Annotated in this window: 23 protein-coding genes; 9 read left to right on the forward strand and 14 right to left on the reverse strand. The window is 66.1% G+C overall.

Going from position 1 to position 24,719, the window contains the following annotated elements; genetic code table 11:
* Positions 1 to 58: 58 nt before the first annotated feature.
* On the forward strand, positions 59 to 1,360 hold the full coding sequence (locus tag AC5P74_RS07620) for an MFS transporter (RefSeq protein ID WP_495204867.1): 1,302 nt from the start codon (positions 59 to 61) through the stop codon (positions 1,358 to 1,360).
* Here AC5P74_RS07620 and AC5P74_RS07625 read toward each other — a convergent pair.
* Both AC5P74_RS07625 and AC5P74_RS07630 read right to left on the reverse strand, forming a co-directional pair.
* Positions 1,341 to 1,802: a bacteriohemerythrin gene (locus AC5P74_RS07625; protein ID WP_495204868.1), complete on the reverse strand. Its 462-nt coding sequence runs from the start codon at positions 1,800 to 1,802 to the stop codon at positions 1,341 to 1,343. The genes AC5P74_RS07620 and AC5P74_RS07625 overlap by 20 nt on opposite strands.
* 85 nt (positions 1,803 to 1,887) lie before the next feature.
* Positions 1,888 to 3,231, reverse strand: a complete 1,344-nt coding sequence (locus tag AC5P74_RS07630) for a diguanylate cyclase (RefSeq protein ID WP_049416322.1) — start codon at positions 3,229 to 3,231, stop codon at positions 1,888 to 1,890.
* A 385-nt stretch (positions 3,232 to 3,616) separates the two neighbouring features.
* Between AC5P74_RS07630 and AC5P74_RS07635 the strand changes: the two genes are divergently transcribed.
* The gene (locus tag AC5P74_RS07635) at positions 3,617 to 4,012 is read left to right on the forward strand and encodes a hypothetical protein (protein ID WP_242015116.1); all 396 of its coding nucleotides are present in this window, start codon (positions 3,617 to 3,619) and stop codon (positions 4,010 to 4,012) included.
* A 112-nt stretch (positions 4,013 to 4,124) separates the two neighbouring features.
* Here the strand turns inward: AC5P74_RS07635 and AC5P74_RS07640 are convergent, their stop codons facing one another.
* The 3 genes from AC5P74_RS07640 to AC5P74_RS07650 form a co-directional block, all read right to left on the reverse strand.
* On the reverse strand, positions 4,125 to 5,705 hold the full coding sequence (locus AC5P74_RS07640) for an MASE1 domain-containing protein (protein ID WP_242015113.1): 1,581 nt from the start codon (positions 5,703 to 5,705) through the stop codon (positions 4,125 to 4,127).
* Positions 5,706 to 5,893: 188 nt separating this feature from the next.
* Positions 5,894 to 7,498: an MASE1 domain-containing protein gene (locus tag AC5P74_RS07645; RefSeq protein WP_495204869.1), complete on the reverse strand. Its 1,605-nt coding sequence runs from the start codon at positions 7,496 to 7,498 to the stop codon at positions 5,894 to 5,896.
* Positions 7,499 to 7,547: 49 nt separating this feature from the next.
* On the reverse strand, positions 7,548 to 8,786 hold the full coding sequence (locus AC5P74_RS07650) for an NAD(P)/FAD-dependent oxidoreductase (protein WP_194442127.1): 1,239 nt from the start codon (positions 8,784 to 8,786) through the stop codon (positions 7,548 to 7,550).
* Positions 8,787 to 8,986: 200 nt separating this feature from the next.
* On the opposite strand from AC5P74_RS07650, the gene AC5P74_RS07655 reads away from it, so the two are divergent.
* The 3 genes from AC5P74_RS07655 to AC5P74_RS07665 all read left to right on the forward strand — a co-directional run bounded on the left by AC5P74_RS07655 (position 8,987) and on the right by AC5P74_RS07665 (position 12,343).
* Entirely contained in the window at positions 8,987 to 9,748 is a 762-nt protein-coding gene (locus AC5P74_RS07655) for a gamma-glutamyl-gamma-aminobutyrate hydrolase family protein (RefSeq protein WP_346607610.1), read from the forward strand.
* On the forward strand, positions 9,745 to 11,142 hold the full coding sequence (locus AC5P74_RS07660; protein WP_088025507.1) for a glutamine synthetase family protein: 1,398 nt from the start codon (positions 9,745 to 9,747) through the stop codon (positions 11,140 to 11,142). Before AC5P74_RS07655 ends, AC5P74_RS07660 begins: the two co-directional genes overlap by 4 nt.
* A 91-nt stretch (positions 11,143 to 11,233) precedes the next feature.
* Positions 11,234 to 12,343, forward strand: coding sequence for a polyamine ABC transporter substrate-binding protein (locus AC5P74_RS07665; RefSeq protein ID WP_005415924.1), 1,110 nt, complete (start codon positions 11,234 to 11,236; stop codon positions 12,341 to 12,343).
* On the opposite strand, the gene AC5P74_RS07670 is transcribed toward AC5P74_RS07665, so the two are convergent.
* On the reverse strand, positions 12,340 to 13,479 hold the full coding sequence (locus AC5P74_RS07670) for an NAD(P)-binding domain-containing protein (protein WP_495222480.1): 1,140 nt from the start codon (positions 13,477 to 13,479) through the stop codon (positions 12,340 to 12,342). The genes AC5P74_RS07665 and AC5P74_RS07670 overlap by 4 nt on opposite strands.
* Positions 13,480 to 13,492: 13 nt before the next feature.
* Complete coding sequence (locus tag AC5P74_RS07675) at positions 13,493 to 13,777, reverse strand: FAD-dependent monooxygenase (RefSeq protein WP_495222481.1); 285 nt, start codon at positions 13,775 to 13,777, stop codon at positions 13,493 to 13,495.
* 290 nt (positions 13,778 to 14,067) lie between these two features.
* On the opposite strand from AC5P74_RS07675, the gene AC5P74_RS07680 reads away from it, so the two are divergent.
* The 4 genes from AC5P74_RS07680 to AC5P74_RS07695 all read left to right on the forward strand — a co-directional run bounded on the left by AC5P74_RS07680 (position 14,068) and on the right by AC5P74_RS07695 (position 18,420).
* Positions 14,068 to 15,204 (forward strand): ABC transporter ATP-binding protein, encoded by a 1,137-nt coding sequence (locus AC5P74_RS07680; RefSeq protein WP_005415926.1) that lies wholly within the window; start codon positions 14,068 to 14,070, stop codon positions 15,202 to 15,204.
* Positions 15,201 to 16,133 (forward strand): ABC transporter permease subunit, encoded by a 933-nt coding sequence (locus tag AC5P74_RS07685; RefSeq protein WP_005415927.1) that lies wholly within the window; start codon positions 15,201 to 15,203, stop codon positions 16,131 to 16,133. Before AC5P74_RS07680 ends, AC5P74_RS07685 begins: the two co-directional genes overlap by 4 nt.
* On the forward strand, positions 16,130 to 16,972 hold the full coding sequence (locus AC5P74_RS07690) for an ABC transporter permease subunit (protein ID WP_005415928.1): 843 nt from the start codon (positions 16,130 to 16,132) through the stop codon (positions 16,970 to 16,972). Before AC5P74_RS07685 ends, AC5P74_RS07690 begins: the two co-directional genes overlap by 4 nt.
* An 83-nt stretch (positions 16,973 to 17,055) precedes the next feature.
* On the forward strand, positions 17,056 to 18,420 hold the full coding sequence (locus tag AC5P74_RS07695) for an NAD-dependent succinate-semialdehyde dehydrogenase (RefSeq protein WP_053498653.1): 1,365 nt from the start codon (positions 17,056 to 17,058) through the stop codon (positions 18,418 to 18,420).
* Between the two features lie 112 nt (positions 18,421 to 18,532).
* Here the strand turns inward: AC5P74_RS07695 and AC5P74_RS07700 are convergent, their stop codons facing one another.
* From AC5P74_RS07700 to AC5P74_RS07730, 7 genes are all read right to left on the reverse strand, one after another.
* Positions 18,533 to 19,555, reverse strand: coding sequence for a magnesium and cobalt transport protein CorA (locus AC5P74_RS07700; RefSeq protein WP_065186100.1), 1,023 nt, complete (start codon positions 19,553 to 19,555; stop codon positions 18,533 to 18,535).
* A gap of 6 nt (positions 19,556 to 19,561) precedes the next feature.
* Positions 19,562 to 20,812: a lipoprotein N-acyltransferase Lnb domain-containing protein gene (locus AC5P74_RS07705; RefSeq protein WP_495204870.1), complete on the reverse strand. Its 1,251-nt coding sequence runs from the start codon at positions 20,810 to 20,812 to the stop codon at positions 19,562 to 19,564.
* Positions 20,809 to 21,690, reverse strand: a complete 882-nt coding sequence (locus AC5P74_RS07710; RefSeq protein ID WP_005408827.1) for a CorC family transporter — start codon at positions 21,688 to 21,690, stop codon at positions 20,809 to 20,811. Before AC5P74_RS07710 ends, AC5P74_RS07705 begins: the two co-directional genes overlap by 4 nt.
* A gap of 64 nt (positions 21,691 to 21,754) precedes the next feature.
* Positions 21,755 to 22,321 carry a hypothetical protein gene (locus AC5P74_RS07715; RefSeq protein WP_005415933.1) on the reverse strand — a complete coding sequence of 189 codons (567 nt, stop codon included), beginning with the start codon at positions 22,319 to 22,321 and terminating at the stop codon, positions 21,755 to 21,757.
* Positions 22,322 to 22,398: 77 nt separating this feature from the next.
* Positions 22,399 to 23,004: a hypothetical protein gene (locus AC5P74_RS07720; RefSeq protein ID WP_495204871.1), complete on the reverse strand. Its 606-nt coding sequence runs from the start codon at positions 23,002 to 23,004 to the stop codon at positions 22,399 to 22,401.
* 47 nt (positions 23,005 to 23,051) lie between these two features.
* Positions 23,052 to 23,537, reverse strand: coding sequence for an rRNA maturation RNase YbeY (gene ybeY / locus AC5P74_RS07725; protein WP_495204872.1), 486 nt, complete (start codon positions 23,535 to 23,537; stop codon positions 23,052 to 23,054).
* Entirely contained in the window at positions 23,534 to 24,520 is a 987-nt protein-coding gene (locus tag AC5P74_RS07730; RefSeq protein ID WP_005415936.1) for a PhoH family protein, read from the reverse strand. Before AC5P74_RS07730 ends, ybeY begins: the two co-directional genes overlap by 4 nt.
* Positions 24,521 to 24,719: the final 199 nt, after the last annotated feature.

Here is a 24,719-nt window from a genome sequence, read left to right on the forward strand (position 1 = left end):
GCCGTACCGCCGCCAGCCCGTGGCAGAATCGGTCGATCTGCCATTTCCCGTGTTGCCGATGTCCTCGATCACCGCTGCCGCGCCGCCCGTGAATTCCCCCCGTCGTGTTCTGCTGGCCAGCCTGATCGGTACCACGATCGAGTTCTTCGACTTCTACATCTACGCCACGGCCGCGGTGCTGGTGTTCCCGCACCTGTTCTTCCCGGACAGCAGCGAACAGGCAGCCCTGCTGCAGTCGCTGGCAACCTTCGCGGTGGCCTTCATCGCACGCCCGGTTGGCTCGGCAGTGTTCGGCCATTTCGGCGATCGCATCGGCCGCAAGGCCACCCTGGTGGCTGCGCTGCTGACCATGGGGCTGTCCACGGTGCTGATCGGCCTGCTGCCGACGCACGCACAGATCGGTCTGTGGGCGCCGGCGCTTCTGGCGCTGTGCCGTTTCGGCCAGGGCCTGGGTCTGGGCGGCGAGTGGGGCGGGGCAGTGCTGCTGGCCACCGAGAACGCACCGCCGGGCAAGCGTGCCTGGTACGGCATGTTCCCGCAGCTGGGTGCACCGCTCGGCTTCCTGCTGTCGGCCGGCATCTTCCTGGTGCTCGGCCGCTGCCTGAGCCAGGCCGACTTCCTGCAGTGGGGCTGGCGCATTCCGTTCGTGGCCAGCGCGCTGCTGGTCGGCCTCGGCCTGTGGGTGCGGCTGAACATCCACGAGACCCCCGACTTCAAGCAGGCGCTGGAGCGCAAGGCGCCGGTGCGGCTGCCGATGTGGACGGTGCTGCGCGACCACCCGGTGCCGATGCTGCTGGGTACCCTGGGCGCGTTCGCCACCTTCGTGCTGTTCTACCTGATGACCGTGTTCAGCCTCGGCCATGGCACGGCGGTGCTGGGTTACAGCCGCGAGCAGTTCCTGCTGATGCAGATGGCCGGCATGCTGTTCTTCGCGCTGGGCATCCCGCTGTCGGCGCGCTATGGCGACCGCTGGGGGACGCGCCGCACGATGATCGTGGCCAGCGTGCTGATCATCGGTTTCGGCGTGCTGTTCGCGCCGCTGTTCCAGCCGCACAGCCCGTGGATGGTCACCGCCTTCCTGTGCCTGGGCCTGTTCCTGATGGGCCTGACCTATGGTCCCTGCGGTACCTTCCTGGCCGAGATCTACCCGGTGGAGGTGCGCTATACCGGCGCATCGCTGTCATTCAACCTGGCCGGCATTCTGGGTGCGGCACCGGCGCCGTACCTGGCCACCTGGCTGGCCGAACGCTTCGGTCTGGTCGCGGTTGGCTACTACCTGTGCCTGACTGCGGCAGCGACGCTGTGCGCGCTGGTGGCACTGCACCGGCGCGCGCTGCGGTTCAGCCAAAGAGGCGCTTGAGCGTGCGTCCCAGCCAGCCACCGCCCTGGTGCTCGCGGGTGAACTGGTTCAGGTGTGCCTTGACCTGTTCGGCGTAGGCCTGGTCATCGCCGCGGATGTGGTTGAACAACCAGCGCGAGAGCATCGTGCGCAGTTCATCGCTGATGTCCTCGCCGGCCTGGAAGCGCAGCCGGTACTCGGCCACACGCTTGATGAAGATCTCATGCACGCGCTTGTGCGCGGCACAGAACGGGTAGCCCGCTTCCTCCATCAGCTCTTCCTCGAACGCGAAGTGCGACATGGTGTAGTCGACCACCTCGTCGATCACTTCACCCACTGCCGCGCGCTGCAGGCTGGACTGGGCCACGTGCAGGTGGTTGAGCATCTCGATGATGCGACGGTGTTGTTGGTCGATCACATCGATGCCGATGTTCAGATCGTCCTGCCAGACCAGTAGTGCCATCCCCGGCTCCCCTTCATGCGTATGTCGGGGCCGACTGTAGAGCTGTCGTGCGGGAACGGCGTTGATCTGGATCAAAGCGAGCCGGTCAGGTCAGCGCAGGCTCGCGTGGACGCAGCGGGCTGGCCACCGTGGTGCAGCTGACCCGGTTGCGGCCACCGGCCTTGGCCAGGTACAGCTGGCGGTCGGCCTCGGAGATCAGCCGGTGCAGCGCATCGCGCTGCGGGCGCAGGCAGCACAGGCCGATGCTGACCGTCATGCGCAGGGTAGCGGTGCCGATGTCCACCTCCAGTGCGGCGATGCGCTGGCGCAGCTCCTCGAAGTACAGCAGCGCCTCGTCCTGTTCCATGTCTGGCACCAGCAGGCAGAACTCCTCGCCGCCGAAGCGCGCGATCAGGTCGTGGCTGCGTGCATGCGCGGTCACCGCGCCGGCCACCGCGCGCAGCGCGTCGTCGCCCGCTTCGTGGCCATGGGTGTCGTTGATGTGCTTGAAGTGGTCGATGTCGATCATCGCCACCGCCACGCATTGGCCGTGCAGCTGCAGCTGCGGCAGCTGACGCTGGCTCTGCTCCAGGAAGAAGCGTCGGTTGGGCAGGCCGGTGAGGAAATCGCGGGTGGCCAGGTCCTGCAGGGTGCCGATCAGCTCCAGCTGGTCCACGTTCTGCGAGACGCGGCAGAAGAACTCCTCGCGCGAGAACGGCTTGCGCAGGAAATCGTTGGCGCCGTTCTTCAGGAAGCGCGGGATCAATGAGGCGTCGGTATTGCCGGAGATGCCGATCACCGCCACCTTGTCGCGCGAGCGCAGGGTGCGCAGGCGACGGGTGAATTCCACGCCCTGCATGCCGGGCATTTCCTGGTCGACCACCGCCAGGCGGATCGCCGGATGCGCCTCGATTGCAGCCAGGCCCTCGTTGCCGTCGGCGGCTTCGTGCACCTCATGCCCATACATGCGCAGCAGGGCGGCGGCATAGCCACGCGCGGACGGCGAATCGTCCACCACCAGCGCGGCGATGCGTCGGTTGCGTTCCAGCCGCTGCACCAGCCACACCAGGTAGTCGATGCTGCCCGGGGTGTTCTTCAGCACGTAGTCGATGATCTGCTGCTGTAGTACGCGCTTGCGCAGGTCCTCGTCGTAAACGCCGCTGACCACCACCGTCGGCAGGTCGCGCTTGAGGAAGAACTCGACCACCGCATCGCGGTCGCCGTCGGCCAGCACCAGTCCGGTCAGCACCAGGAACCAGCCCCCGCCTTCGCTGAGCAGCCGGTCGGCCTCGGCCAGGGTGGAGGCGATCACCACCGGCAGTTCCAGGCGCTGCTCGATGGCTTCGCGCAGCATGCCGGTGAACGCACGGGAGTTTTCGACCAGCAGGATCCGCTGCGGCAGCGGATCGGCCAGGTCGCCATCGACGGCGGCCTGCGGCAGCACGGGCATGATGCGGTGGCTCACGAGGGAGGGGCTCGGCACGGATAGCGGCGGTTTCGGGTGTAACTTTAGCGGCGCCTTTGGTTGCGGACAGATCTGCCCTGCACGGTCCTGGCGGGGGTACCGGGCATCGCTGGGAGACACGGTCAGGTCTGGAAGCAATTCCCTTCATGGCGCTTGCAGTGCAGCGTGGTTATGCTGGGTTGCGCCATCCTTACTGGTGTCTTGGGCACGACTGCGCCGAACGAAGGATCCCTTCAAGCGAGGTCGAGAGCCATCCAGTCGCCGGGTGGCGAAACGGAATTGCCTGGAGTTGTCTTTCCAACCATCCATGGGGGTGAGCGTGAGATTTTCTGAATTGCGAGTGTTGCTACCTGCCGCTGTCCTGCTTTCCATGTCCGCTTTCAGCGCTTCGGCGTGTTGCCCGAGTGGCGACAACGGAATCCATATGGCTCAGAGCGGTCTGGGGGAGGCTCTGCCGCCAGCCACGAATCTGAGTTCGAACCCGAACTGGCTTGTTTATGGATTTGAACGTGATGGGATCAGCTACTACCAGGTGAACGATCTCTCGGGACAGGTCGTCCTTATCGTGGGAAATGTCGATGCGACGTTCTGGACGCTTCCAGCGGGCAATAGCGCTGCAAAGGTATCTTTGCCTTCGCATCGACTGCGCCTGCCCGAAAAGAGTGTCCGACGCGTGGTGTTCCAGAGCGCCCAGTTCTCGTTGGTTGTCTATGGAGAAGGCGCGAGCGCTGTATGGGTCGTCGAACCCGTGGATGCTGCAGGCTGAGGACACTCTTCGTGGGCGCCACGACGGGGCACATCGACGAAGCAGGAGCCGGGGAGCCGGCTCCTGCGATGATCTGATCGTCCCGGCCTTGTGTTCTGGTGGCTGGCGACAGTCAGGCGATGTCCACTCGGCTTGTCCAGGCAGCCTGCATGCTGCTTTGCGCGTTGCTGGTCGCTGTTTCCAGAAGCAGCACACGCACGCGGTTCCGTTCGCAGTGCACTTTTCCCCCATAGGCTTGTGCACGCGAACTCAGGCGTTCAATAGCCAACCGTGTGGTGTCGACGAGCAGCTCGCGATCACGGTCCAGTAGAGCAATTCTGAGCAGAATTCCTTGTTGCCCCTTCAGTCGCCCACAACGCGCATGTATCTGGATCTGTCCTTGTTCCTGTTTGAGCAGCAATGAAACGGCCTCGGTGAGCGTGCGGTAGGCCGCCAGTTGCAAGGCAATGCTCAATCTGCAGGGATCCCCGGTCAGGATGGGAGAGGTGACCCTGTGGGTCTGATCCCAGCTTTCGCGAATGCCGCTGACCTGCAGGGCCAGATAGAGCCCGACGTGCTCGACTTCGGTCGGATACACCATGCTGGTCAATTCGCGGAACTGGCGGGAATGCGCGGTGGACGTAAGAAGCAGATCCAGCGCCGGCGAGTGATGGCCGTGTGTCTTCAACAAGTCGACTGTCCTGTTCAAGGAAACTTCAATGCCATCCGCAATTCTCCTGAGATCCAGGGCGCGCTCCCGCAGATCCATTTCGCTCGCCATATGAGCCGACCTTGATAGCCGAGCGATCTGGTGTCCGTCTGCGTCTCTACGTCCCCGCTGATGATAGTGCCGGGTGATCCGGGAACCGAGGGCCAGCAACCCCGTTCCTGCAATGGCAATCAGCTGCTGCGTTGTGAACGTTCGCTCATCGTATGAGCCAAGGAGACCGGATGTGGGAGTGACCACCGCAATGAGAATGTTCAACAGGGGAACACCAATGGCCGCTCCCTGCCAGCCATGAATGCATGTCAACACGATCACGGGCAGTGCCATGGTCAACTGCAGGCTTGTTTTGCTCGCATCCGACAAGCCGGGGGCCATTGCGGTAACCAGGCCGAGCCCCAGCATCACTGCAAGAGCAGCGAGTGTGGGAGGGGAGCGCCAGAGCCTCCATTCGTACATTGCGTGGCGTCTGCTCCAGAGAACTGCGAGCGGTGCGACGGTCAGAATGGCAATGTAGTCACCGAGGGCGAAGCGCACAGCCCTTGTCGCAATCGGCACGCTTGAAGGGTTCTCTGAAAGCAGGTGAGACAGCCCAAGCTTCAAGGCGGTGGCAATCATGGCGGCTGAAACTGCGACTGAAAGCAGCCATCCATCTGCCTTTGCAGTCATGAATTTTCGATGCGCGTACACAACCAGCGCGACGGCTGGCAGCAGGAACGCCGAACCCAGGATTACCCACGCAAGTCCATACTCATCTATCAGCGGGTAGCGCAGTTGTGCGAAGAACGCGTATTCGCCAATAAGCAGGTAGGGCCAGAGGCGAGGTGGACACACAAGCAAAGCCGCTACACGAATGCCGGCGGGCAGGTAAAACTGGTCCAAAGAGACCCGCCAGGCGGCCCAACAGGTGATCGCGTACATCGCGGCAATCGCCAGCCCCAAGGGCCGTACGCGGAACGTCAGCTCAATTCCCCTTTTCCACCAGTTCAACCCAAGCCTCCATTGCTCGTGACATGGCGGCGGCCCCATTGCTTGCTTGAACTCGCCATTGAGTGACAGTATCGATAGAAGCACGGGGGCGCAATCACACGGTGGCGCGCAGTCCTGGCGGGGAAAGCGAGGGGCGCCCAACAAAGATCACTTTCGAGTAGTGATCTGCATCTCGTTTCCTTGGGGAGTCAGGTCGCGGTCCGTGGGGCGCCTGGATCGATGGAGCGCGTACTTCCCCCCAGGGCTTGGTTGGCCTCCGCCTGGCGGGAATCTCCCTGTGCTTCCGTCAACACGATCCTGAGCCTGTTGCCCGTGATGTCCATGTGGCCACCATGCACCAGGATTCGGCCCAGCAAATGCTCGTTTGCTTGTTCCGAGGTCCGTGTTCCCAATGATTCGTTTCGGCCCACGAGGGCAATGCAGATGAATACGCCGGGCTTCTGGATGAACTTTCCGCAGCGGATACTGACGGAAATCTGTCCGGATTCGCATTTCAGAAGCAGTGATACCGCGTCAACCACGAGTCGATAGGCCGCAAGCTGCAGGCCGACGCCGAGCGAGCAGGGATCACCCATCAACCTAGGTCGCCCGATCCGATGTGTGGCGTCCCAAGCTTCGCGTACTCCACCTGCCTGCAGTGCCACATACAGGCCCAGTCGTTCCAGGGCGGCGGGATAGATCATGCTGGCCTGGGCCCTGAACAGGCGCGAATGCACCTCCGAGGTATGCCGCAGGCTGTCGGCCACGGCGTGATGACCCTGGGCGTGCAGCCAGTTCACCATCTCGTTCAGAGACAGATCCATGCCATCGCCCAGCTGGCGCAGATGCGCCGCCCGTTCACGCAGGTCCATCTCGCTGGCCAGGTGTGAATTCCGCGCAAGCTGCAGGGCCGCCCGGCCATCTTCCTCGCGCAACCGGTGCTGGCTCTGGAAGTGGGTGATGCGCGCGCCCAGCAGCAGCAGTGCGACGCTGGCGATGGCCATGGCCTGCTGGGTGGCGAAGGTCGCCTGATCGAATGACGCCGGGTGGTCCGAAGGGGTGCTCAGGCCCAGGATCATGTTCACGGCGGCAACACCAATGGCTGCTCCACGCCACCCCAGCAGGCAGGTCAGGGCGATCGCGGGAATGGGCAGGATCAGCAGCAACTGCAGCGAGCCTCCTGCCACGATCAAAGTGGGAACGGGTGTCGCCTGCAGGCCGATGACCAGCATGGCTCCGACTGCTCCGACCGTGGTCGCAACAGACCGGGCCGTCCATTGTTCCTCGGCGCGGCGGATCCACAGCAGTGCCAGCGGTGCCAGGATCAGGATGCCGGTGAAGTCGCCCAATGCATAGCGCAGCAGGTTGGTGACAAATGGTGCGTTATGCAACGGTTCCCACAGCAGGTAGGAAATTCCCAGGTTGAGCAGGCTGATGACCAATGCGGCGCATATCGCAATGGAAATCACGCCCACGATCGTGGTGCGCACCAGCAGTTTCCGGTGCAGGCGCACGATCAGCATCACGGCAGGCATCAGGAACACTGAGGCGAGGATCACCCAGGTCAGGTTGTACTTGCTGATCAGGGGGATGCGCAGATGCGCGAAGTAGGCGTATTCACCGATCAGCAGGTAGGGCCAAAGACGGGGCGGGCACAGCAACAGGGCGGCCACCCGGACGCCAGCAGGCAGGAAGAACTGGTCCAGTGACAGTTTGCGTGCGCCCCAGCAGGCGAGGGCATAGAGCAGCGCCAGCGCCAGCCCCTCGGGGCTGACCCGTATCCTCACCTGCAAGCCGTCCTTCCACCACTGCATTCACGTGCTCCCCAGCTCCTGCGCCGATTATGTGGCTGGGAGGGGCCCGCTACCACAACGCATCCCGCAGCTTGTACCACGACATCGCCGCCACCAGCAGCGGCGTGCGCAGCAGCCGGCCGCCAGGGAAAGGCGCATGCCGCAGCCGCTGGAACACGTCCAGGCGCTCGCTCTGGCCGGCAATCGCGGCGGCGATGACTTCGCCGGCCAGCCCGGCGGCGGCCACCCCATGGCCGGAGAACCCCTGCGCGAAGTACAGGTTGCCGTCCAGCCGGCCCCAATGCGGGGCGCGGTTGCGGGTGATGTCCACGTAACCGCCCCAGACCTGCTCCAGCGGCACGTCGGCCAGTTGTGGAAACACCTGGTGCATGCGCCGCTGCATCACCCCGTGCAGGCCGGGTGGGGGCAACGCCGAGTAACTGGCGCGACCGCCGAACAGCAGCCGGTGATCGTGGCTGAGGCGGAAATAGTCCAGTGCCCACGCGGTGTCGGCCACGGCCATGTTGTTGCCGATCAGGGCGCGGGCGCGCTCGGCACCGAGCGGCGCGCTGGCGCCGATATAGGTGCCGACCGGCATGATCCGGCGTTCCAGCTCGGGCAGCAGGCCCTGCAGCCAGGCATTGCCGGCAACCACCAGGTGCGCAGCGCGCACGCTGCCCCGCGCGGTATGCAGGGTGGGCTGCGGTCCGCGCTGCACGCGGGTCACTGCGGAGTTCTCGTGGATCACCACGCCGGCCGCGCGCGCCGCATCGGCCAGGCCACGCGCATAGGCCAGCGGGTGCAAGTGCGCGCTGTGCGGATCGAACATCGCGGCGCGGTAGCGCGGGCTGTCCAGCTGCGCGCGCAGGGCATCACGGTCCCACCACTGCATCGGGTAGTCGTAGTGGCGCTGAAGGTGCTCGCAGTTGGCGTGCAGGTCGCGCTCGTGGCGTTCGCGGATGGCGACGCTGGCGTGGCCCTCCACCCAATGGCAGTCGATACCATGGCGATCGATGCGCCTGCGCATCGCCTGTACCGCTTCGCGCGACCAGTCGAACAGGTGGCGCGCATCGTCACGGCCGAGCTGACGCTCCAGTTCGTCCACCTCGCAGCCATAGCCGGCCAGCGCCTGGCCACCATTGCGGCCGGACGCGCCCCAGCCGACCCGCTGTGCGTCCAGCACCACCACGCGCTGGCCACGCGCGGCCAGTTCCAGTGCGGCGGTCAGGCCGGTATAGCCGGCGCCCAGCACCGCAACGTCGGCCTGCACCTGCCCCTGCAACGAGGGCAGTGCGGGCGGTTCGGGCAGGCTGGAGGCATACCAGCTGGGCGGAAACGCGGCGCTCACTGCAGGCCTCGCGGGTGCAGTGCGGGAGGGCGGAGCAGGGCAGGTCGATCAGCGTTCACCCCGGTAGTTTCGCCGATGCGCGGCAGCTGCGGTGTGACGGCAGCGACTTGCCGCCGTTGCCAGGCGACGGGTAACGTGTCGGCACGCCAAGGAGTGTCCCCATGCGCCGCCTGCCCTGGGTGGGCCTGCCCACCGACAGCACCGTGCTCGGCCACCACCGTTTCGCGTTGGCCGGCGAGAAGTACGTGCGCGCGCTGGCCGAGGCGGCCGAGGTGACCCCGGTGGTGTTGCCGAGCCTGCAGCCACCGTTGCCGGCCAGCGACTGGCTGCTTGGGCTCGATGGCCTGCTGTTGACCGGCGCGGTCAGCAATATCGAACCGCAGCACTACGAGGGTGGCCGCAGTTGGCCAGGCAATCCGCATGATCCGGCCCGGGATGCCAATGCCTTTGCGTTGCTGCACGAAGCGCTGGCGCTGGACCTGCCGGTGCTGGCGATCTGTCGCGGTTTCCAGGAATTGAACGTCGCGCTGGGTGGCAGCCTGCATCCGCAGGTGCATGCGGTGCCCGGCCTGGCCGACCATCGCGAAGACCCGCAGGCGCTGGTGGAAGTGCAGTATGGGCCGGCCCATGCGGTGACCCTGGCCACCGATGGCTGGCTGGCGCAGTGGCACGGCAGTGGCCGCGCGCAGGTCAATTCGGTGCACGGACAGGGCATCGCCCGCCTCGCGCAGGGCCTGCAGGTCGAGGCCATGGCCGATGACGGACTGGTCGAGGCAGCGCGCAGCCTGCACCATGGATTTGTGCTCGGCGTACAGTGGCATCCGGAGTGGCGTGTCACGCAGACGCCGTTCTATCACGCTATTTTCCGTGCGTTCGGCCAAGCTTGCCGGCAGCACCAACAGAACCGACTGGATTCCCGATGAGTTCCCGAACGCGCCCGCGCAAGACGGCCACGCCCCCCGCACCGCAGGAAAGCAGCCTGCTGCGCTGGCTGAAGGAGCGGCGCATCACCGAGGTGGAATGCCTGGTGCCGGACATCACCGGCAACGCGCGCGGCAAGATCATTCCTGCCGACAAGTTCTCGCACGACTACGGTACGCGCCTGCCGGAAGGCATCTTCGCCACCACCGTCACCGGCGAGTTCCCTGACGATTACTACGACCTGACCTCGCCGTCGGACTCGGACATGATGCTGCGGCCCGATCCGGACACGGTGCGCATGGTGCCGTGGGCGGCCGACGCCACCGCGCAGGTCATCCACGATTGCTACACCAAGAACGGCGAACCGCACGAGCTTGCGCCGCGCAACGTGCTGCGCCGCGTACTGGCGGCTTATGCGGAACTGGGCCTGCGCCCGGTGGTGGCGCCGGAGCTGGAGTTCTTCCTGGTGCAGAAGAACACCGACCCGGACTTCCCGCTGCTGCCACCGGCCGGTCGCTCGGGGCGCCCGGAGACCGCGCGGCAGTCGTACTCGATCGACGCGGTCAACGAGTTCGACCCGATCCTCGACCTGATGTACGACTACGCCGATGCGATGAAGCTGGACGTGGACACGCTGATCCACGAATCCGGCGCAGCACAGCTGGAGGTGAACTTCACCCATGCCGATGCGATGGACCTGGCCGACCAGGTGTTCCTGTTCAAGCGCACCATGCGCGAGGCGGCGATGCGCCACGGGGTGTACGCCACGTTCCTGGCCAAGCCCATGGAGAACGAGCCCGGTAGTGCCATGCACATCCACCAGAGCCTGGTGCGGGTGAGCGATGGCAGCAATGTGTTCGCTGGCGAGACCGATGCTGAGGGTGAGTTCAGCCCGGTGTTCGGCCACTACCTGGGCGGTCTGCAGAAGTACGCGCCGCAGGCGATGGCGTTCTTCGCGCCGAACGTGAATTCCTACCGGCGCCTGGTGTTCGGCGAGGTCTCGCCGAGCAACGTGCACTGGGGTTTCGACAACCGTACCTGCGGCCTGCGCGTGCCGCTGGATACACCGGAAAACATGCGCGTGGAGAGCCGGTTCGCTGGTTCCGACGCCAATCCGTACCTGGCAATGGCGGCCACCCTGGCCTGCGGCCTGCTCGGCATCCGCGAGCGGCTGGCGCCGGACGCGCCGGTGACCGGCAGCGCGAAGGAACTGGGCTACAACCTGCCGCGCTCGCTGGGCGAGGCGCTGGACGGGCTGGAGCAGTGCAGCGAGCTCCAGGCCCTGCTGGGCGAGCGTTTCTGCCGCGCCTACATCTCGGTCAAGCGCAAGGAATACGAGACCTTTTTCCGCGTCATCAGCTCGTGGGAGCGCGAGTTCCTGCTGCTGAACGTCTGAGCATCTGGAATAGAAAAATCCGCCGCCGGGGGGTAGGCTGGCACCCGTCGCCGGCCCCGCCGGCCCCCCTTCCCGCATTCTGGAGCACCCGATGAAGCTGCGTATCCTCACGCTCGGCCTGGCCTCCGCCATGCTTGCCGCCTGTGGCGGTGGCAACGGCGGCGCGCAGGACAGCCAGGTCCTGAACGTCTACAACTACAGCGATTACATCGCCGAGGACACCATTCCGACCTTCGAGAAGGAGAGCGGCATCAAGGTGACCTACGATGTGTTCGACAGCGATGAGATGGTCGAGACCAAGCTGCTGGCCGGCAACAGCGGCTACGACGTGGTGGTGCCGACCCTGAACTTCTTCGGCCGCCAGATCCAGGCCGGCGTGTTCCTGCCGCTGGACAAGAGCAAGATCCCGAACCTGGCCAACCTCGATCCGGCGGTTATGAAGCGCATCGCCACCCAGGATCCGGGCAACCAGTACGGCGTGCCGTACATGATCGGCACCACCGGCATCGGCTACAACGTGGACATGCTGAAGCAGCGCTTCGGCGGCAGCACCGATATCGCCAACAGCTGGGACCTGGTGTTCAAGCCGGAGAACATCAGCAAGATGAAGGACTGCGGCGTGACCATCCTGGACACGCCGGCCGACATGATCCCGATCGCGCTGCATTACCTGGGCCTGGATCCGCACAGCGGCGACCCGGCCGAACTGCAGAAGGCGGCCGACCTGCTGAAGTCGATCCGCCCGTACGTGCAGAATTTCCACTCCTCGCAGTACGTCGGTTCGCTGGCCAATGGCGGCACCTGCCTGGTGGTCGGCTGGTCGGGTGACATCATCCAGGCCCGCGACCGCGCCGAGGAAGCCAGCAATGGCGTGCACGTGGCTTATTCGATCCCGAAGGAAGGTGCGCCGCAGTGGTTCGACATGCTGGCGATCCCGAAGGACGCCAAGCACCCGGAAGCGGCTTACAGGTTCATCAACTATCTGCTGGAACCGAAGGTCGCCGCGGCCAACACCAACTTCATCCACTACGCCAACCCGATCCCGGCCGCGACACCGCTGGTGGACGAGGCGATCCGCACCGACCCGACGATCTATCCGCCGGCTGACGTGGCCGAGAAGATGTTCACCTACTCGATCAACACGCCGGAGACCGACAAGCTCTACACCCGGCTGTGGACCGAGGTGAAGACCGGCCGTTAAGCGGGTCTGGCGCCGCCGGGCGTTGCCCGGCGGCCGCCTTGCTTCACCGTGCCGGAATCGGTACCGCCGCCCTCGCCAAGGTGCCTCAGGATGGCCGGCAGCAGGTCGCGTGCATCGCGGCCGCCGTTGCACAGGAACGACGAACTCATCCGCTGCAGGTTGTGCATGCCGATGAAGAACAAGCCCGGTTGCGGGGAAACGCCAAACTCGCCCAGCGGATAGCCGTGGGCATCCAGCGCGCCCCGTACATCGAGCCAGGGCCACTCGGCGACGAAACCGGTGGCCAGCACCACCGAGCGGATGTCTGCGGACGGCAGATCCAGCTCGCACGGGGACGGTTCCGGCTCCCAGTGCAAGTAGACCTCTTCGGGAATGTAGCGGGCATCGTCGGTGCGCGGTTCGGGCCGCGTGGCGTAGTACGCGCTGGCCAGCGAATCGAGATAGGCATACTCGGCCCGCGTCGCTTCGATCGCGGCGCGAAGTTGCGGGCGGACATCGGCGAAGCGGGCGGTGTTCCCATTGAATTCCTGCAACCGGCCCAGCAACCTGATGCCTGCACGGTGCATCGCCAGCAGGCTGATCGAACTGCCCAGGCCGGCGCCTCCCTTGCCGGAAATCAGGGGGAACTCCGCGGTGCGGGCCTTGCGCAGCGCGTCCGGCTCGCCTGCCAGTACGGCCGCCGATTGGCTTACGTGTTGATGGATGCGCCCGGCCATGTCCCACCAGGTCATCGAGTCCTTGCCGCGCAGCCGACGGGTGTGCGAATGACGATCGGCCAATGACCAGTACACGCTGCGACCACCGTCGCGCAGGTCCTGGGCGATCTGCGCGCCGGACTGGCCGCCGCCGATGACCAGCACCGCGCCCTCGGGTAGCTGGCCGGGACCGCGGTAGTCGCTGGAGTGCAGCACGGTGAGGCCTGGTGCGGGCGCGAACGGGGCCCGGGGCAACCGCGCCCGGCGGTATTCACCGGTGGCAACCACCACCGCCTGGGCATGGATCAGCCCCCGGCTGCTGTCGATGGCATAACCACCGGACCCGGGCCCGACCCGATGGACCACGCACCCTTCGCTGATCGGCAACGAGCGCTCGTCGGCATAGTCGCGGAGCCTGCGGATCACTTCCGGGGCCCCCATGAACCCTTCCGGGTCATCCCCGGCATAGGCATGGCCATGCAGGGCCATGCAGGGCCATGGTCGCGTTGGCGGTGTTGGTCTGGAACGAATCCCAGCGTCGCCGCCAGCTGGCACCCACGGTTTCGGCCTCCAGCACGCGATGCTCGACGCCGGCCTCCTGCAGGAGCGCGCTGAGCGACAACCCGGCCTGGCCGGCGCCGATGATGACCAGCGGCAGCCGTGCAGGCAGGCAGCCTGGCAGGCGGGGCGGGAAAGGGGAGGGGCTGTCCGGGGAAATCACCAGGGTCGGTCCATGCAAGGCCTAGATCCGGGGCATTGCGCGGGGAATGTCCCGGGCTTTCAATGGATCCCGCTCTGAAAAATGTTGCAGATCGGGCCGCCGCCCGTGGTATCTGGCCGGGACGGCCGTCCGGGCGTCGAGGAGAGCCCGGGCCTTCCGGCGCACAGGCCACCATGGCGGGGGAAACCGACACACCTCGGGAGGCCTGGGCGCGCCAGCGGCCGCTTCCACCCACTGCCGTCATATCCCCTTCGGCCCCCGGCCGTTAGAATGGCCGCCGCTGTCCACCGCCCGCTCCCGGAGCCCCCATGCCCGTTGAAGCCCAGCCGGTAGCCGCCGTCGTCGACACGACCGGTGCGCCCGGCTATCTCTCCATTCGTGATCTGCGCAAGGAATTCGACGGATTCGTCGCCGTCGACGACGTCAACCTGGACGTGCGCAAGGGCGAGATCTTTGCCCTGCTCGGTGGCTCCGGCAGTGGTAAATCGACCCTGCTGCGCTGCCTGGGCGGCTTCGAGACGCCCACCAAGGGCAGCATCACCGTCGATGGCCAGCGCCTGGACGCGCTGCCGCCGTACCAGCGGCCGGTCAACATGATGTTCCAGTCCTATGCCCTGTTCCCGCACATGACGGTCGAGCAGAACATCGCCTTCGGCCTGAAGCAGGATGGCCTGGGCAAGGACGCGATCAGCAAGCGCGTCGGCGAGATGCTCGACCTGGTGCAGATGGGCCACCTGGGCAAGCGCAAGCCGCACCAGCTGTCCGGTGGCCAGCAGCAGCGCGTGGCGCTGGCGCGGTCGCTGGCCAAGGGGCCGAAGCTGCTGCTGCTGGACGAACCGATGGGCGCGCTGGACAAGAAGCTGCGCTCGCAGATGCAGCTGGAACTGGTCAGCATCATCGAATCGTCGGGCGTGACCTGCGTGATGGTCACCCACGACCAGGAAGAAGCGATGACCATGGCCACCCGCATCGCGGTGATGGATGCCGGCTGGATCCAGCAGGTCGGCAAGCCGGACGAGGTCTACGAGCAGCCGGCCAACCGCTTCGTCGCCGAGTTCATTGGTTCGGTCAACCTGTTTGACGGGGTGATCGACGAGGACCTGCCCGAGTACGTGACCGTGCGCTCGCCGCTGTTCCCGGCGCCGATCTACATTGCCCATGGCATCACCTGCTATGAAGGGCAGCCGGTCGCGTTCGCGCTGCGCCCGGAGAAGGTGATGATCGGCAAGGACGAGCCGGAAGGGCACACCAACAAGGCGCAGGGCGTGATCGAGGACATCGCCTACTTCGGCAGCCACTCGGTCTATCACGTGCGCCTGCCCAGCGGCGCCAAGGTGCTGGCCAACTTCGCCAACTCGCAGCGCTGGGCCAGTGATGGCTTCACCTGGGGCGACGAGGTGTGGGTGCACTGGCGCGACAACGACGGCGTGGTGCTCACCTCATGAGCGTCGCCGGCCTGAAGCGCTGGCTGCCGGGGCTGCGTGCCACGGTGATCGGCATTCCGTACCTGTGGCTGCTGCTGTTCTTCGCAGTGCCGTTCCTGATCGTGCTGATGATCAGTTTCTCGCTCAGCCGGGTCGGCTCGCCGCCGTATACCTGGCTGCTGCAGTACGTGGACGGCGGGTTCTCGCTGAAGCTGAACCTGGAGAATTACCTGGCGCTGTTCCGCGATTCGATCTATGCGCAGGCCTTCCTGAGCTCGATCAGGATCGCGGCCATCTCCACCTTCCTGACCCTGCTGATCGGCTACCCGATGGCCTATGCCATCGCCCGCCTGTCGCCGGCCGCACGCAACGTGGCGATGATGCTGGTGGTGCTGCCGTCGTGGACCTCGTTCCTGATCCGCGTGTATGCGTGGAAGGCGATCCTGGACCGCAACGGCCTGCTTGACCAGTTCCTGCAGTTCACCGGCCTGCAGGCGCTGATGACGTCGATGGGCCTGCCGAAACTGCAGTTGATCGATACGCCGACCGCGGCCTACATCGGCATCGTCTACTGCTACCTGCCGTTCATGGTGCTGCCGCTGTACGCCAACCTGGTCAAGCATGACCACCGCCTGCTGGAAGCGGCCTACGACCTGGGTGCCAAGCCATGGCAGGCCTTCCTCCGCATCACCCTGCCGCTGTCGAAGGCCGGCATCATCGCCGGCTGCATGCTGGTGATGATCCCGGCAGTGGGTGAATTCGTGATTCCGGAAATGCTGGGGGGCTCGGAGACGCTGATGGTCGGCCGCCAGCTGTGGAACGAGTTCTTCAACAACCGCAACTGGCCGGGCGCGTCGGCGATGGCGGTGGCGATGATCCTGTTGCTGCTGGTGCCGATCCTGCTGTTCAACCGTTCCCAGCAGCGCCTGCTGGAAGGGAAGCAGGCATGAGCCCGCGTACCGCCAAGGGCCTGGGGCTGGGCGTGCTGCTGCTGGGCTTCGCCTTCCTGTACCTGCCGATCCTGCTGTTGATGTTCTATTCGTTCAACAGCTCGCGGCTGGCGATGGTCTGGGCCGGGTTCTCCACCCGCGCCTACAGCGACCTGTTCGCCGACCGCGCGCTGATGGATGCGATGTGGACCAGCCTGGTGGTGGCGTTCTGGACCGCCTGTACCGCCACCGTGCTGGGCACGCTGGCGGCGATGGTGATGACCCGCTTCAAGCGCTTCCGTGGCAAGCCGCTGTTCGGTGCGCTGGTCACCGCGCCGCTGGTGATGCCGGATGTGATCCTGGGCTTCTCGCTGATGGCACTGCTGGCCTCGATGGGCGCGATTCCGGGCTTCCCGGCGCGCGGCCTGGCCACCATCTGGATCGCGCACGTCACCTTCACCCTGTGCTTCGTCACCGTGGTGGTGTCTTCGCGCCTGCAGGAAATGGACCTGTCGCTGGAAGAAGCCGCGATGGACCTCGGGGCCAGCCGGCTGACCGTGTTCACCCGCATCACCCTGCCGATCATCGCGCCGGCGCTGGTGGCGGGCTGGCTGCTGGCGTTCACCCTGTCGCTGGATGACGTGGTGGTGGCCAGCTTCGTCGCCACGCCGGGCTCGACCACGCTGCCGATGAAGGTGTTCGCGTCGGTGCGCATGGGCATCAGCCCGAAGATCAATGCACTGGCCACGCTGCTGGTGTCGGCGGTATCGATCGCCGCGGTGATCGGCTGGTACATCAATGCCCGCGCCGAGAAGCGGCGCCAGCGCGACCTGCAGCTGGCGCGGCAGGACAACGGCTGAGTACACGATCCGTCCACTGTGCCGGCAACACCCGGCTCACGGCCGGCGGCGCACAATGGGGGTCTTCCAGATGGAGATCCCCCATGACCGTCGAGATCGTCGACCCGGCCACCGGCCAGGTGACCTACCGCCATGAACTGATGGGCGCTGCCGACATCGAGCAGCGCCTGCAGGCCGCCGCCGATGCGTTCCCTGGCTGGGCCGAGCGTTCGCTGCAGGAACGCAGCGTGATCCTGCGCCAGATCGCGGCGCAGCTGCGCACGCGCCGCGACGACCTGCAGCAGGCGATGACCCACGAGATGGGCAAGCTCAAGGCCGAAGCGCTGGCCGAGGTCGACAAGTGCGCTGCCGCCTGCGAGTACTACGCCGACCACGCGGCCGACTACCTCAAGCCGCAGTTGATCGACACCGAAGCCCAGCGCAGCTACGTGCGCTACGAGCCGATCGGCTGTGTATTCGCGGTGATGCCGTGGAATTTCCCGATCTGGCAGGTGTTCCGCTTCCTCGCACCGGCGTTCATGGCCGGCAACGTGGCCCTGCTCAAGCACGCCAGCAACGTGCCGCAGTGTGCCGACCTGATCCTGGCGGTGTGCCGTGATGGCGGCCTGCCGGACGGCGTGTTCGACGTGCTGCACATCGACAACGACCAGGCCGCCGACGTGCTGCGCGACGCACGGGTGAAGGCGGTGACGCTGACCGGCAGCGAGCGGGCAGGGCGCTCGATCGCCTCCAACGCCGGCAGCCAGTTGAAGAAGTCGGTGATGGAGCTGGGTGGCAGCGATGCCTTCGTGGTGCTCGACGATGCCGACCTCGACAAGACGGTTGCGGCAGCGGTGAAGTCGCGCTTCGACAACAGCGGGCAGACCTGCATCGCGGCCAAGCGGTTCATCGTGGTCGAGGCGGTAGCCGATGAATTCACCCGTCGCTTCGTTGAAGCTGCGGCCGAGCGCCAGTACGGCGACCCCGATGAGCGGGGCACCACGCTGGCGCCGATGGCCCGTGCCGATCTGCGCGATGAACTGCACAAGCAGGTACAGGCCAGCGTGGCCAAGGGTGCGCGGGTGCTGATAGGCGGCGAGCCGATTGCCGGCACCCATGCCGGCTATCCGGCCACGGTGCTCGACCAGGTCGGCCCGGGCATGCCGGCCTACGACGAGGAACTGTTCGGTCCGGTGGCTGCGGTGATCCGGGTCGCTGATGAGAGCGAGGCACTGCGCGTGGCCAACGACACGCGCTTCGGCCTGGGCGGCAGCGTGTGGACGCGCGATCCGGTGCGCGGCGAAGCCTTCGCGCAACGCATGGAATGCGGTGCGGCCTTCGTCAATGCCATCGTCAAAAGCGATGCGCGGCTGCCGTTCGGCGGCAGCAAGCAGTCTGGCTTTGGCCGGGAACTGGCCGACCACGGCATCCATGAGTTCATGAACATCAAGACCGTTTACGTGGCTTGATGGATCATGCAATGCGCCACGACCAACGGTCGTGGCCTACCAGTCTGGTGGGTATCGACCGTTGGTCGATATGTCCCCGGTTTCGTGGGTATCGACCGCGGGTCGATACGCGCTACAGCCAGCCCGAACGCTTGAACAACCGGTACAGGCCCACGCAGACGCCGCCCACACCAACGATCATCAGTGGGTAGGCCCACGGTTGGCTCAGCTCCGGCATGTGGCTGAAGTTCATCCCGTACCAGCTGGTGATCAGCGTCGGTGCCGCCAGCAGCGCGGCCCACGCACCGAGGCGCTTGACCGTCTCGCCCTGCGCCAGCGTCACCAGCGACAGGTTCACGCTGAGCGCGGTGCCCAGCATCTCGCGCAGGGTGTCGATCACATCGCTGATGCGTACCGCGTGGTCGTGCACGTCACGGATGTACAGCTTCACTTCGTCCGGAACCAGCTCGCCCTGGTAACGGCGCAGCTGGGCCAGCACATCCTGCAGCGGCGCCACCGCCATCCGCATCTTGTTCAGTTCGCGCTTGAGCTCGTACAGGCGCACCACGGTGCTGCGCTTGTAGTTCTCGGCGAAGATGTCCTTTTCCAGCAGGTCCAGGGTGTCGCGGAAGCGGTGCACGATCGGCAGGTAATTGTCGACCACGAAGTCGGTCACCGCGTACAGGCAGTACGACGGGCCCATCTTCAGCAGCTGCGGCTCACGCTCGACCCGAGCACGTACCGGCGCGTAGGACAGCGAGGCGCCGTGGCGCACCGTCACCAGGAAGCGCGGGCCGAGGAAGGCATGGGTTTCGCCATACTGGATGCGCTCGTCGACCATCTGCGCGGTGGTGACCACCACGAACATCGAATTGCCGTAGGTCTCGACCTTGGGCCGCTGGTGCGCGTTGCGCGCATCCTCGATGGCCAGGTCGTGCAGGCAGAATTCTTCCTGCAGTTTCAGCAGCACATCGTCGTTGGGATCGTACAGGCCGACCCACACGAAGCCATTGCCACTGGCGATGACATCGCTGATGGCGTCCAGGCTGATGTCGTGGCGTATGCCCTCGTCATCATAGTGGACGCAGTTGATGACGCAGGCGGGGTTGGCTGAAGCAGGGGCGGAAGCGGAGGCGGGCAATGACATGCCCGCCATCGTGCGTCAGCGCCGTGTTTCGGACAAGTGAGGACGGCGCCCCAACACCCAGGCCAGTGCCGCGTGCACGGGCAACAGCAGTACGATCCACTGCACGTTGTACTGGGCCTGCAGGCTCAGCCAGTGCAGCACCAGCGCGGCCACGGCCTGTACCGCCAGCAGCCACAGCACGATCCTGAACATGCGCCCCGGCACGCGCCGGCGTAGCAGGCTGATTGCTCCGGGCAGCAGCAGCACGGCCAGCGGCGAAAGCAGCAGCAGGTTGCGGTTGGCCCAGGCGGCGTAGTGGGTGCTGAAGCCCCACAGGAACACCAGCAGGCTGCCGGCGACGGCGCACAACAGCCAGAACGGCAGGGCCAGCCCGGCCAGCAGGCGCGGCCGGTTGCGCAGCGCCAGCACGCCGCCGGCCACGACCAGGCCAAGCAGCAGCCACGGCCACCAACGGCGCGCGAACTCCTTCGGCTCCGGAGCAATGCGGTGCGGCAGCAGTTCCTGTTCGGACTGCACCAGCGGCCGGCCATCACTGTTGCGTGCCTGGCGCAGCGCATCGGCCAGGCGCATCGGCACGAACGCTTCCTGCCAGCGCGACAGCGGCTGGTCGGCGAACGGCCCCAGGCCGACATCGAAGCCCAGCCACATCCACGGGGCGGGCGAGGCCAGGCGCACCGACTCGCTGCGGTAGGTGTTGCCGCGCGAACGCCCCGACAACTGCGACTGCAGGCCACCGCCCAGTGCCTTGTCCACCGTGTCGCGTACCATCGTGGCGCAGTTGGCGGTGTAGTAGTCGTAGTGGTAGCGCGCGTTTTCCGGCTTGGCCCGCTCGGCCAGGTCAGCGGCCAGGGAATGCGCCTGTTCGGGGCGCAGGTCCAGCCACTGCACGCTGGCACCGCGGCCGGTCTCGTCGTAGTACGACAGGTCCTGCTGCAGCGGCAGCGCCACCAGGTAATACATCATGTCGCCGCGCACGAAGCGGCTGATGAAGTCGTCCTCGGACGGATCGAAGTAGCCGAAGTTGTATGAGGTCGCTTCGCCACTGGCCGGATCGACCACGACGATGGCGTCATGGCCGAAGCGTTCGAAGAAAACCGTGCCCGGCTGCATGGTCACCACGCCGATGCGCGGGGCCGGGGCCTCCGCGTTGGCGGTGGCCGGTGCGGGCACGGCTGCCGCCGGCTGCGCGAAGGCCGCCAGCGGCAGGGCCATGGCCAGCACCCACAGTGCCAGCCACACCATGAGGATCAGGCCGCGGCGTTTCAAGCGTCGTCCTGCGCGTCCGGCGGCAGCACGGTCACGTGGAAGGCCTGAACCCGGCGCGCATCGGCGCGGGCCACGCGGAACATGAAGCGGTCCAGTGCCAGCTCATCGCCGACTTCCGGAAGGTGGCCCACGGCCTCGGTGACCAGGCCACCGATGGTGTCGTAGTCCTCGTCGGAGAACGTCGCGCCGAAGCGCTCGTTGAAGTCGCCGATCGGGGTCAGCGCGTCGACCACGTACTGGCCGTCGGACTGGATGGCGATCTGCGCGGACGGATCCTCGGCCTCGTCGTGCTCGTCGTCGATCTCGCCGACGATCTGCTCCAGCACGTCCTCGATGGTGACCAGACCGGCAACACCGCCGTACTCGTCGACCACGATGGCCATGTGGTTGCGCGACAGGCGGAACTCCTTCAGAAGCACGTTCAGCTTCTTCGCCTCCGGGATCAGCACCGCCGGGCGCAGCAGCTCGCGCACGTTGGCCGGGCCGTTGTCGGCGACCACGCCGCGCAGCAGGTCCTTGGCCAGCAGGATGCCAAGGATGTCGTCCTTGTTCTCGCCGTGCACCGGGAAGCGCGAATGGCCCGATTCGACCACCTGCTTCATCAGTTCCAGGAAGGGCGCTTCGACCGGCAGCGAGACCATCTGCGAGCGCGAGATCATCACGTCGCCCACGGTCAGCTCGGCCACCGAAATGGCGCCTTCCATCATCTTCAGGGTATCGGCGGCGATCAGACCCTCTTCCTGCGCGGTGTGCAGGACAGCGACCAGCTCGTCGCGGGTGTGGGGTTCGCCGGAGAAGGCCGAGGTCAGGCGTTCAAGCCAACCGCGCTTCTTTTCACTGTGCTCCGCAGGGGAGCTACTACTGTCGTCTTCTGACATCTCTGGAAAAAAGGCACCCGGCAGGCCGGGCGTTGGCCCAAGTCTAGCAGGATGTGGCGGCCTGTCAGTGACCGTCGCTGCCCGGTCCGGTGATCGGCGGCGGGGCCAGTTCAGGCCGGGCAGGGGCTTCTTCTTCAGGCAGGTCCAGGCTGTAGGTACAGCCGGCCAGGGTCTTGCCCGGATGGGAGGCCACGGTGGAGACGCTGAGGATGATCGACTCGATCTGGGCCTCGCCGCTCTTCGGGTCGGTCACGTCGCGGCTGACCAGCTCGCGGCCGGCCATGAACTTGCCGTCCTGGTCGTAGCCGGTCTCCAGCGCAAGGCGTTTGGCCAACGGCCGCGGGTCAGCCTGGTCGAGGATCGCCATGATGCTGGAGCCGGCCACGGCGACCCGTTCGGTGCGGTCGCCGAACACGCTGATCGGCTGGGCCAGTCGGTACTCGCTCATGAACTGGTTGCCCTGGGGCAGCGGCTGCAGGCCGTGGGCGACGGCCTTCAGCGGATCAGCCAGCAGCGGCGCCAGTGCAGCGTGATCGGCTACGCCCTGGCGGCATTCGATCAGCGCCGGCAGGTCCAAGGCAGCGGCCGGGGCGGACGCGACGAGCAGCAGGGGCAGGACAATACGCAGCACGGGCACTGGATCCGCAACGGAAGGCAGGCCGGTGATCGTACCGGTCCCGGTCGGCTATCGCGAGCGTCTCTACGCAGTCAGGGAGATTGCAGGTGCGATGCCGCTGGGTACCAGCGCAGCCTGACCGGGTAGCCCAGCAGCGCCTGCAGGTGGTCGCGCACGGTCGCCGCCGTTGCGCGCGCGCCAGCGGTATCCCGGAGTTCCAGCTCCAGTTCACCGGTCATGACGTCCAGGCCATAGCCGGTCAGGCCGGGCAGCTGCGGGATGAACCAGCCCTGCTGCGCCTGAAGACGGCGCTGCATCTCCGCTTCGGTCATTGAAGCGCCGATGATGTAGCGCACGCGTTGCGGGCCGTCCGCCCCTGGATGGGTCTCATCCGCCTCAGAGGCTGGGCCAGTCAATCGCACGACGACGTTCCACCCCGTCGCATTGTCCACCCACATACCGGCCAGGCGTGCCGCGTGGCGCGCCCTCAAGCGTTCCATCAACGCGTGCTGCTGCGCATTGGCGACCGCCTGGCGCGCCGTCTGCTGGCTGACGTCAAAGAAGGCCTGCATCTCGGCGACTTTGGCGGCAATGTCGGCGGCGCTGTCGCTGGCCGGGAACGGCGACGGTCGTTCCCGGTCGGGGTCGATGCCCGGGGCAGTGGTTACCTGCAGAAGAGCGGCAATGAGTGCGGGCAACAGCGCGATGGGGGTGTCCTCTGTGATGAACCCGGTATGCGTGGCCGTCAGCGCTCGCCCGCGTACGGGTCGTCAATGCCCAGCTCGGCCAGGATGTCGCGCTCGAGCTGCTCCATCGCCTCGGCTTCCTTGTCGTCTTCGTGGTCCCAGCCGAGCAGGTGCAGCACGCCGTGCACGGTCAGGTGCGCGTAATGGGCGTTGAGCGCCTTGCCCTGTTCGTCGGCTTCGCGGGACACCACCGGTGCGCAGATCACCAGGTCGCCGAGCAATGGAAACTTGACGCCCTTGGGCAGGCCTTCGGGCACGTCGGCCGGAAAGCTGAGCACGTTGGTGGCGTAGTCCTTGCCACGGTAATGGCGGTTCAGCGACTGCCCCTCCTTGGCATCGACCACGCGGATGGCCAGGTCGGCCTCACGGATGCGGCCCTTCAACGCAGCGGCCACCCACTTGCGGAAGCTCACTGCCGCCGGCAGCCCGGTACGCGGCAGGGCATAACTGACGGCGACGTCCAGTCGCACGGGACCACGGGTCATGGCGTTGCTCCAGGCTGGATCTGATGCAGGTCGCGGCGGTCGTAGGCGCTGACGATGCGCGCCACCAGCGGATGCCGGACCACGTCGCGGGATTCGAAGAAGGTGAAGCTGACGCCCTCGACCTCGCGCAGCACATCGATCGCGTCGCGCAGGCCGGACTTCACGTGCTTGGGCAGGTCGGTCTGGGTCAGGTCACCGGTGACCACCGCCGTGGAGCCGTAGCCCAGGCGGGTCAGGAACATCTTCATCTGTTCGATGGTGGTGTTCTGCGCCTCGTCCAGGATCACGAACGCATCGTTGAGCGTGCGGCCGCGCATGTAGGCCAGCGGCGCGATCTCGATGACGTTCTTCTCCAGCAGCTTGACCACCTTCTCCACGCCCATCATCTCGTACAGGGCGTCGTACAGCGGTCGCAGGTACGGGTCGACCTTCTGGCTCAGGTCGCCGGGCAGGAAGCCCAGCTTCTCGCCGGCTTCCACCGCCGGGCGCACCAGGATCAGGCGCTGCACCCGTGACTCGTTCAGTGCTTCGACCGCGCTGGCCACGGCCAGGAAGGTCTTGCCGGTTCCGGCCGGGCCGATGCCGAAGTTGATGTCATGCGTGGCGATCTGGTGCAGGTAGCGGCCCTGGTTGGCGCCGCGGCCACGTACCGTGCCACGCTTGACCTTGATTGCCACGTCCTGCGCTTCGTAGGAGCGTTCGGCGATCTGCTCGACGTTGGCCTGCGCCAGGCGCAGGTGGATGGCGTGGTTGTCGAAGGTGGTTTCGCCGGCTTCGGCGTACAGCGCTTCAACCAGCTTCTGCGCCTCGACGATGGCTTCGTTGGGCCCGCTGATGCGGAACACGAAGCCACGATTGGCGATCTCCACGCCGAGCTTCAGCTCGATCTGGCGCAGGTGCCCGTCGAAGGGGCCGCACAGGTTGGCCAGTCGCTCGTTGTCTTCCGGCGACAGGGTGAAGTCTCGATGATCGATGCTTTTCATTGCTTGGGGTGGGGCGGGGTCGCCGTCCACCACGATGGACTCGGGGTGACAAGGTTACGCGCGTACCGGGCATGCGGCCAGCGGCGGGCCGATACGCGGTTTTCCACACCCGGTGTGGACGGGGGGCGCGAAAAGCTGTGGATAGGCCTTCGCAGTGCTTGTGCCACAAGGCGTATGAGGTGGTGGTGAAAAAACCGTC

The organism is Stenotrophomonas sp. YJH_SMC_94-11 (genome assembly GCF_059370435.1).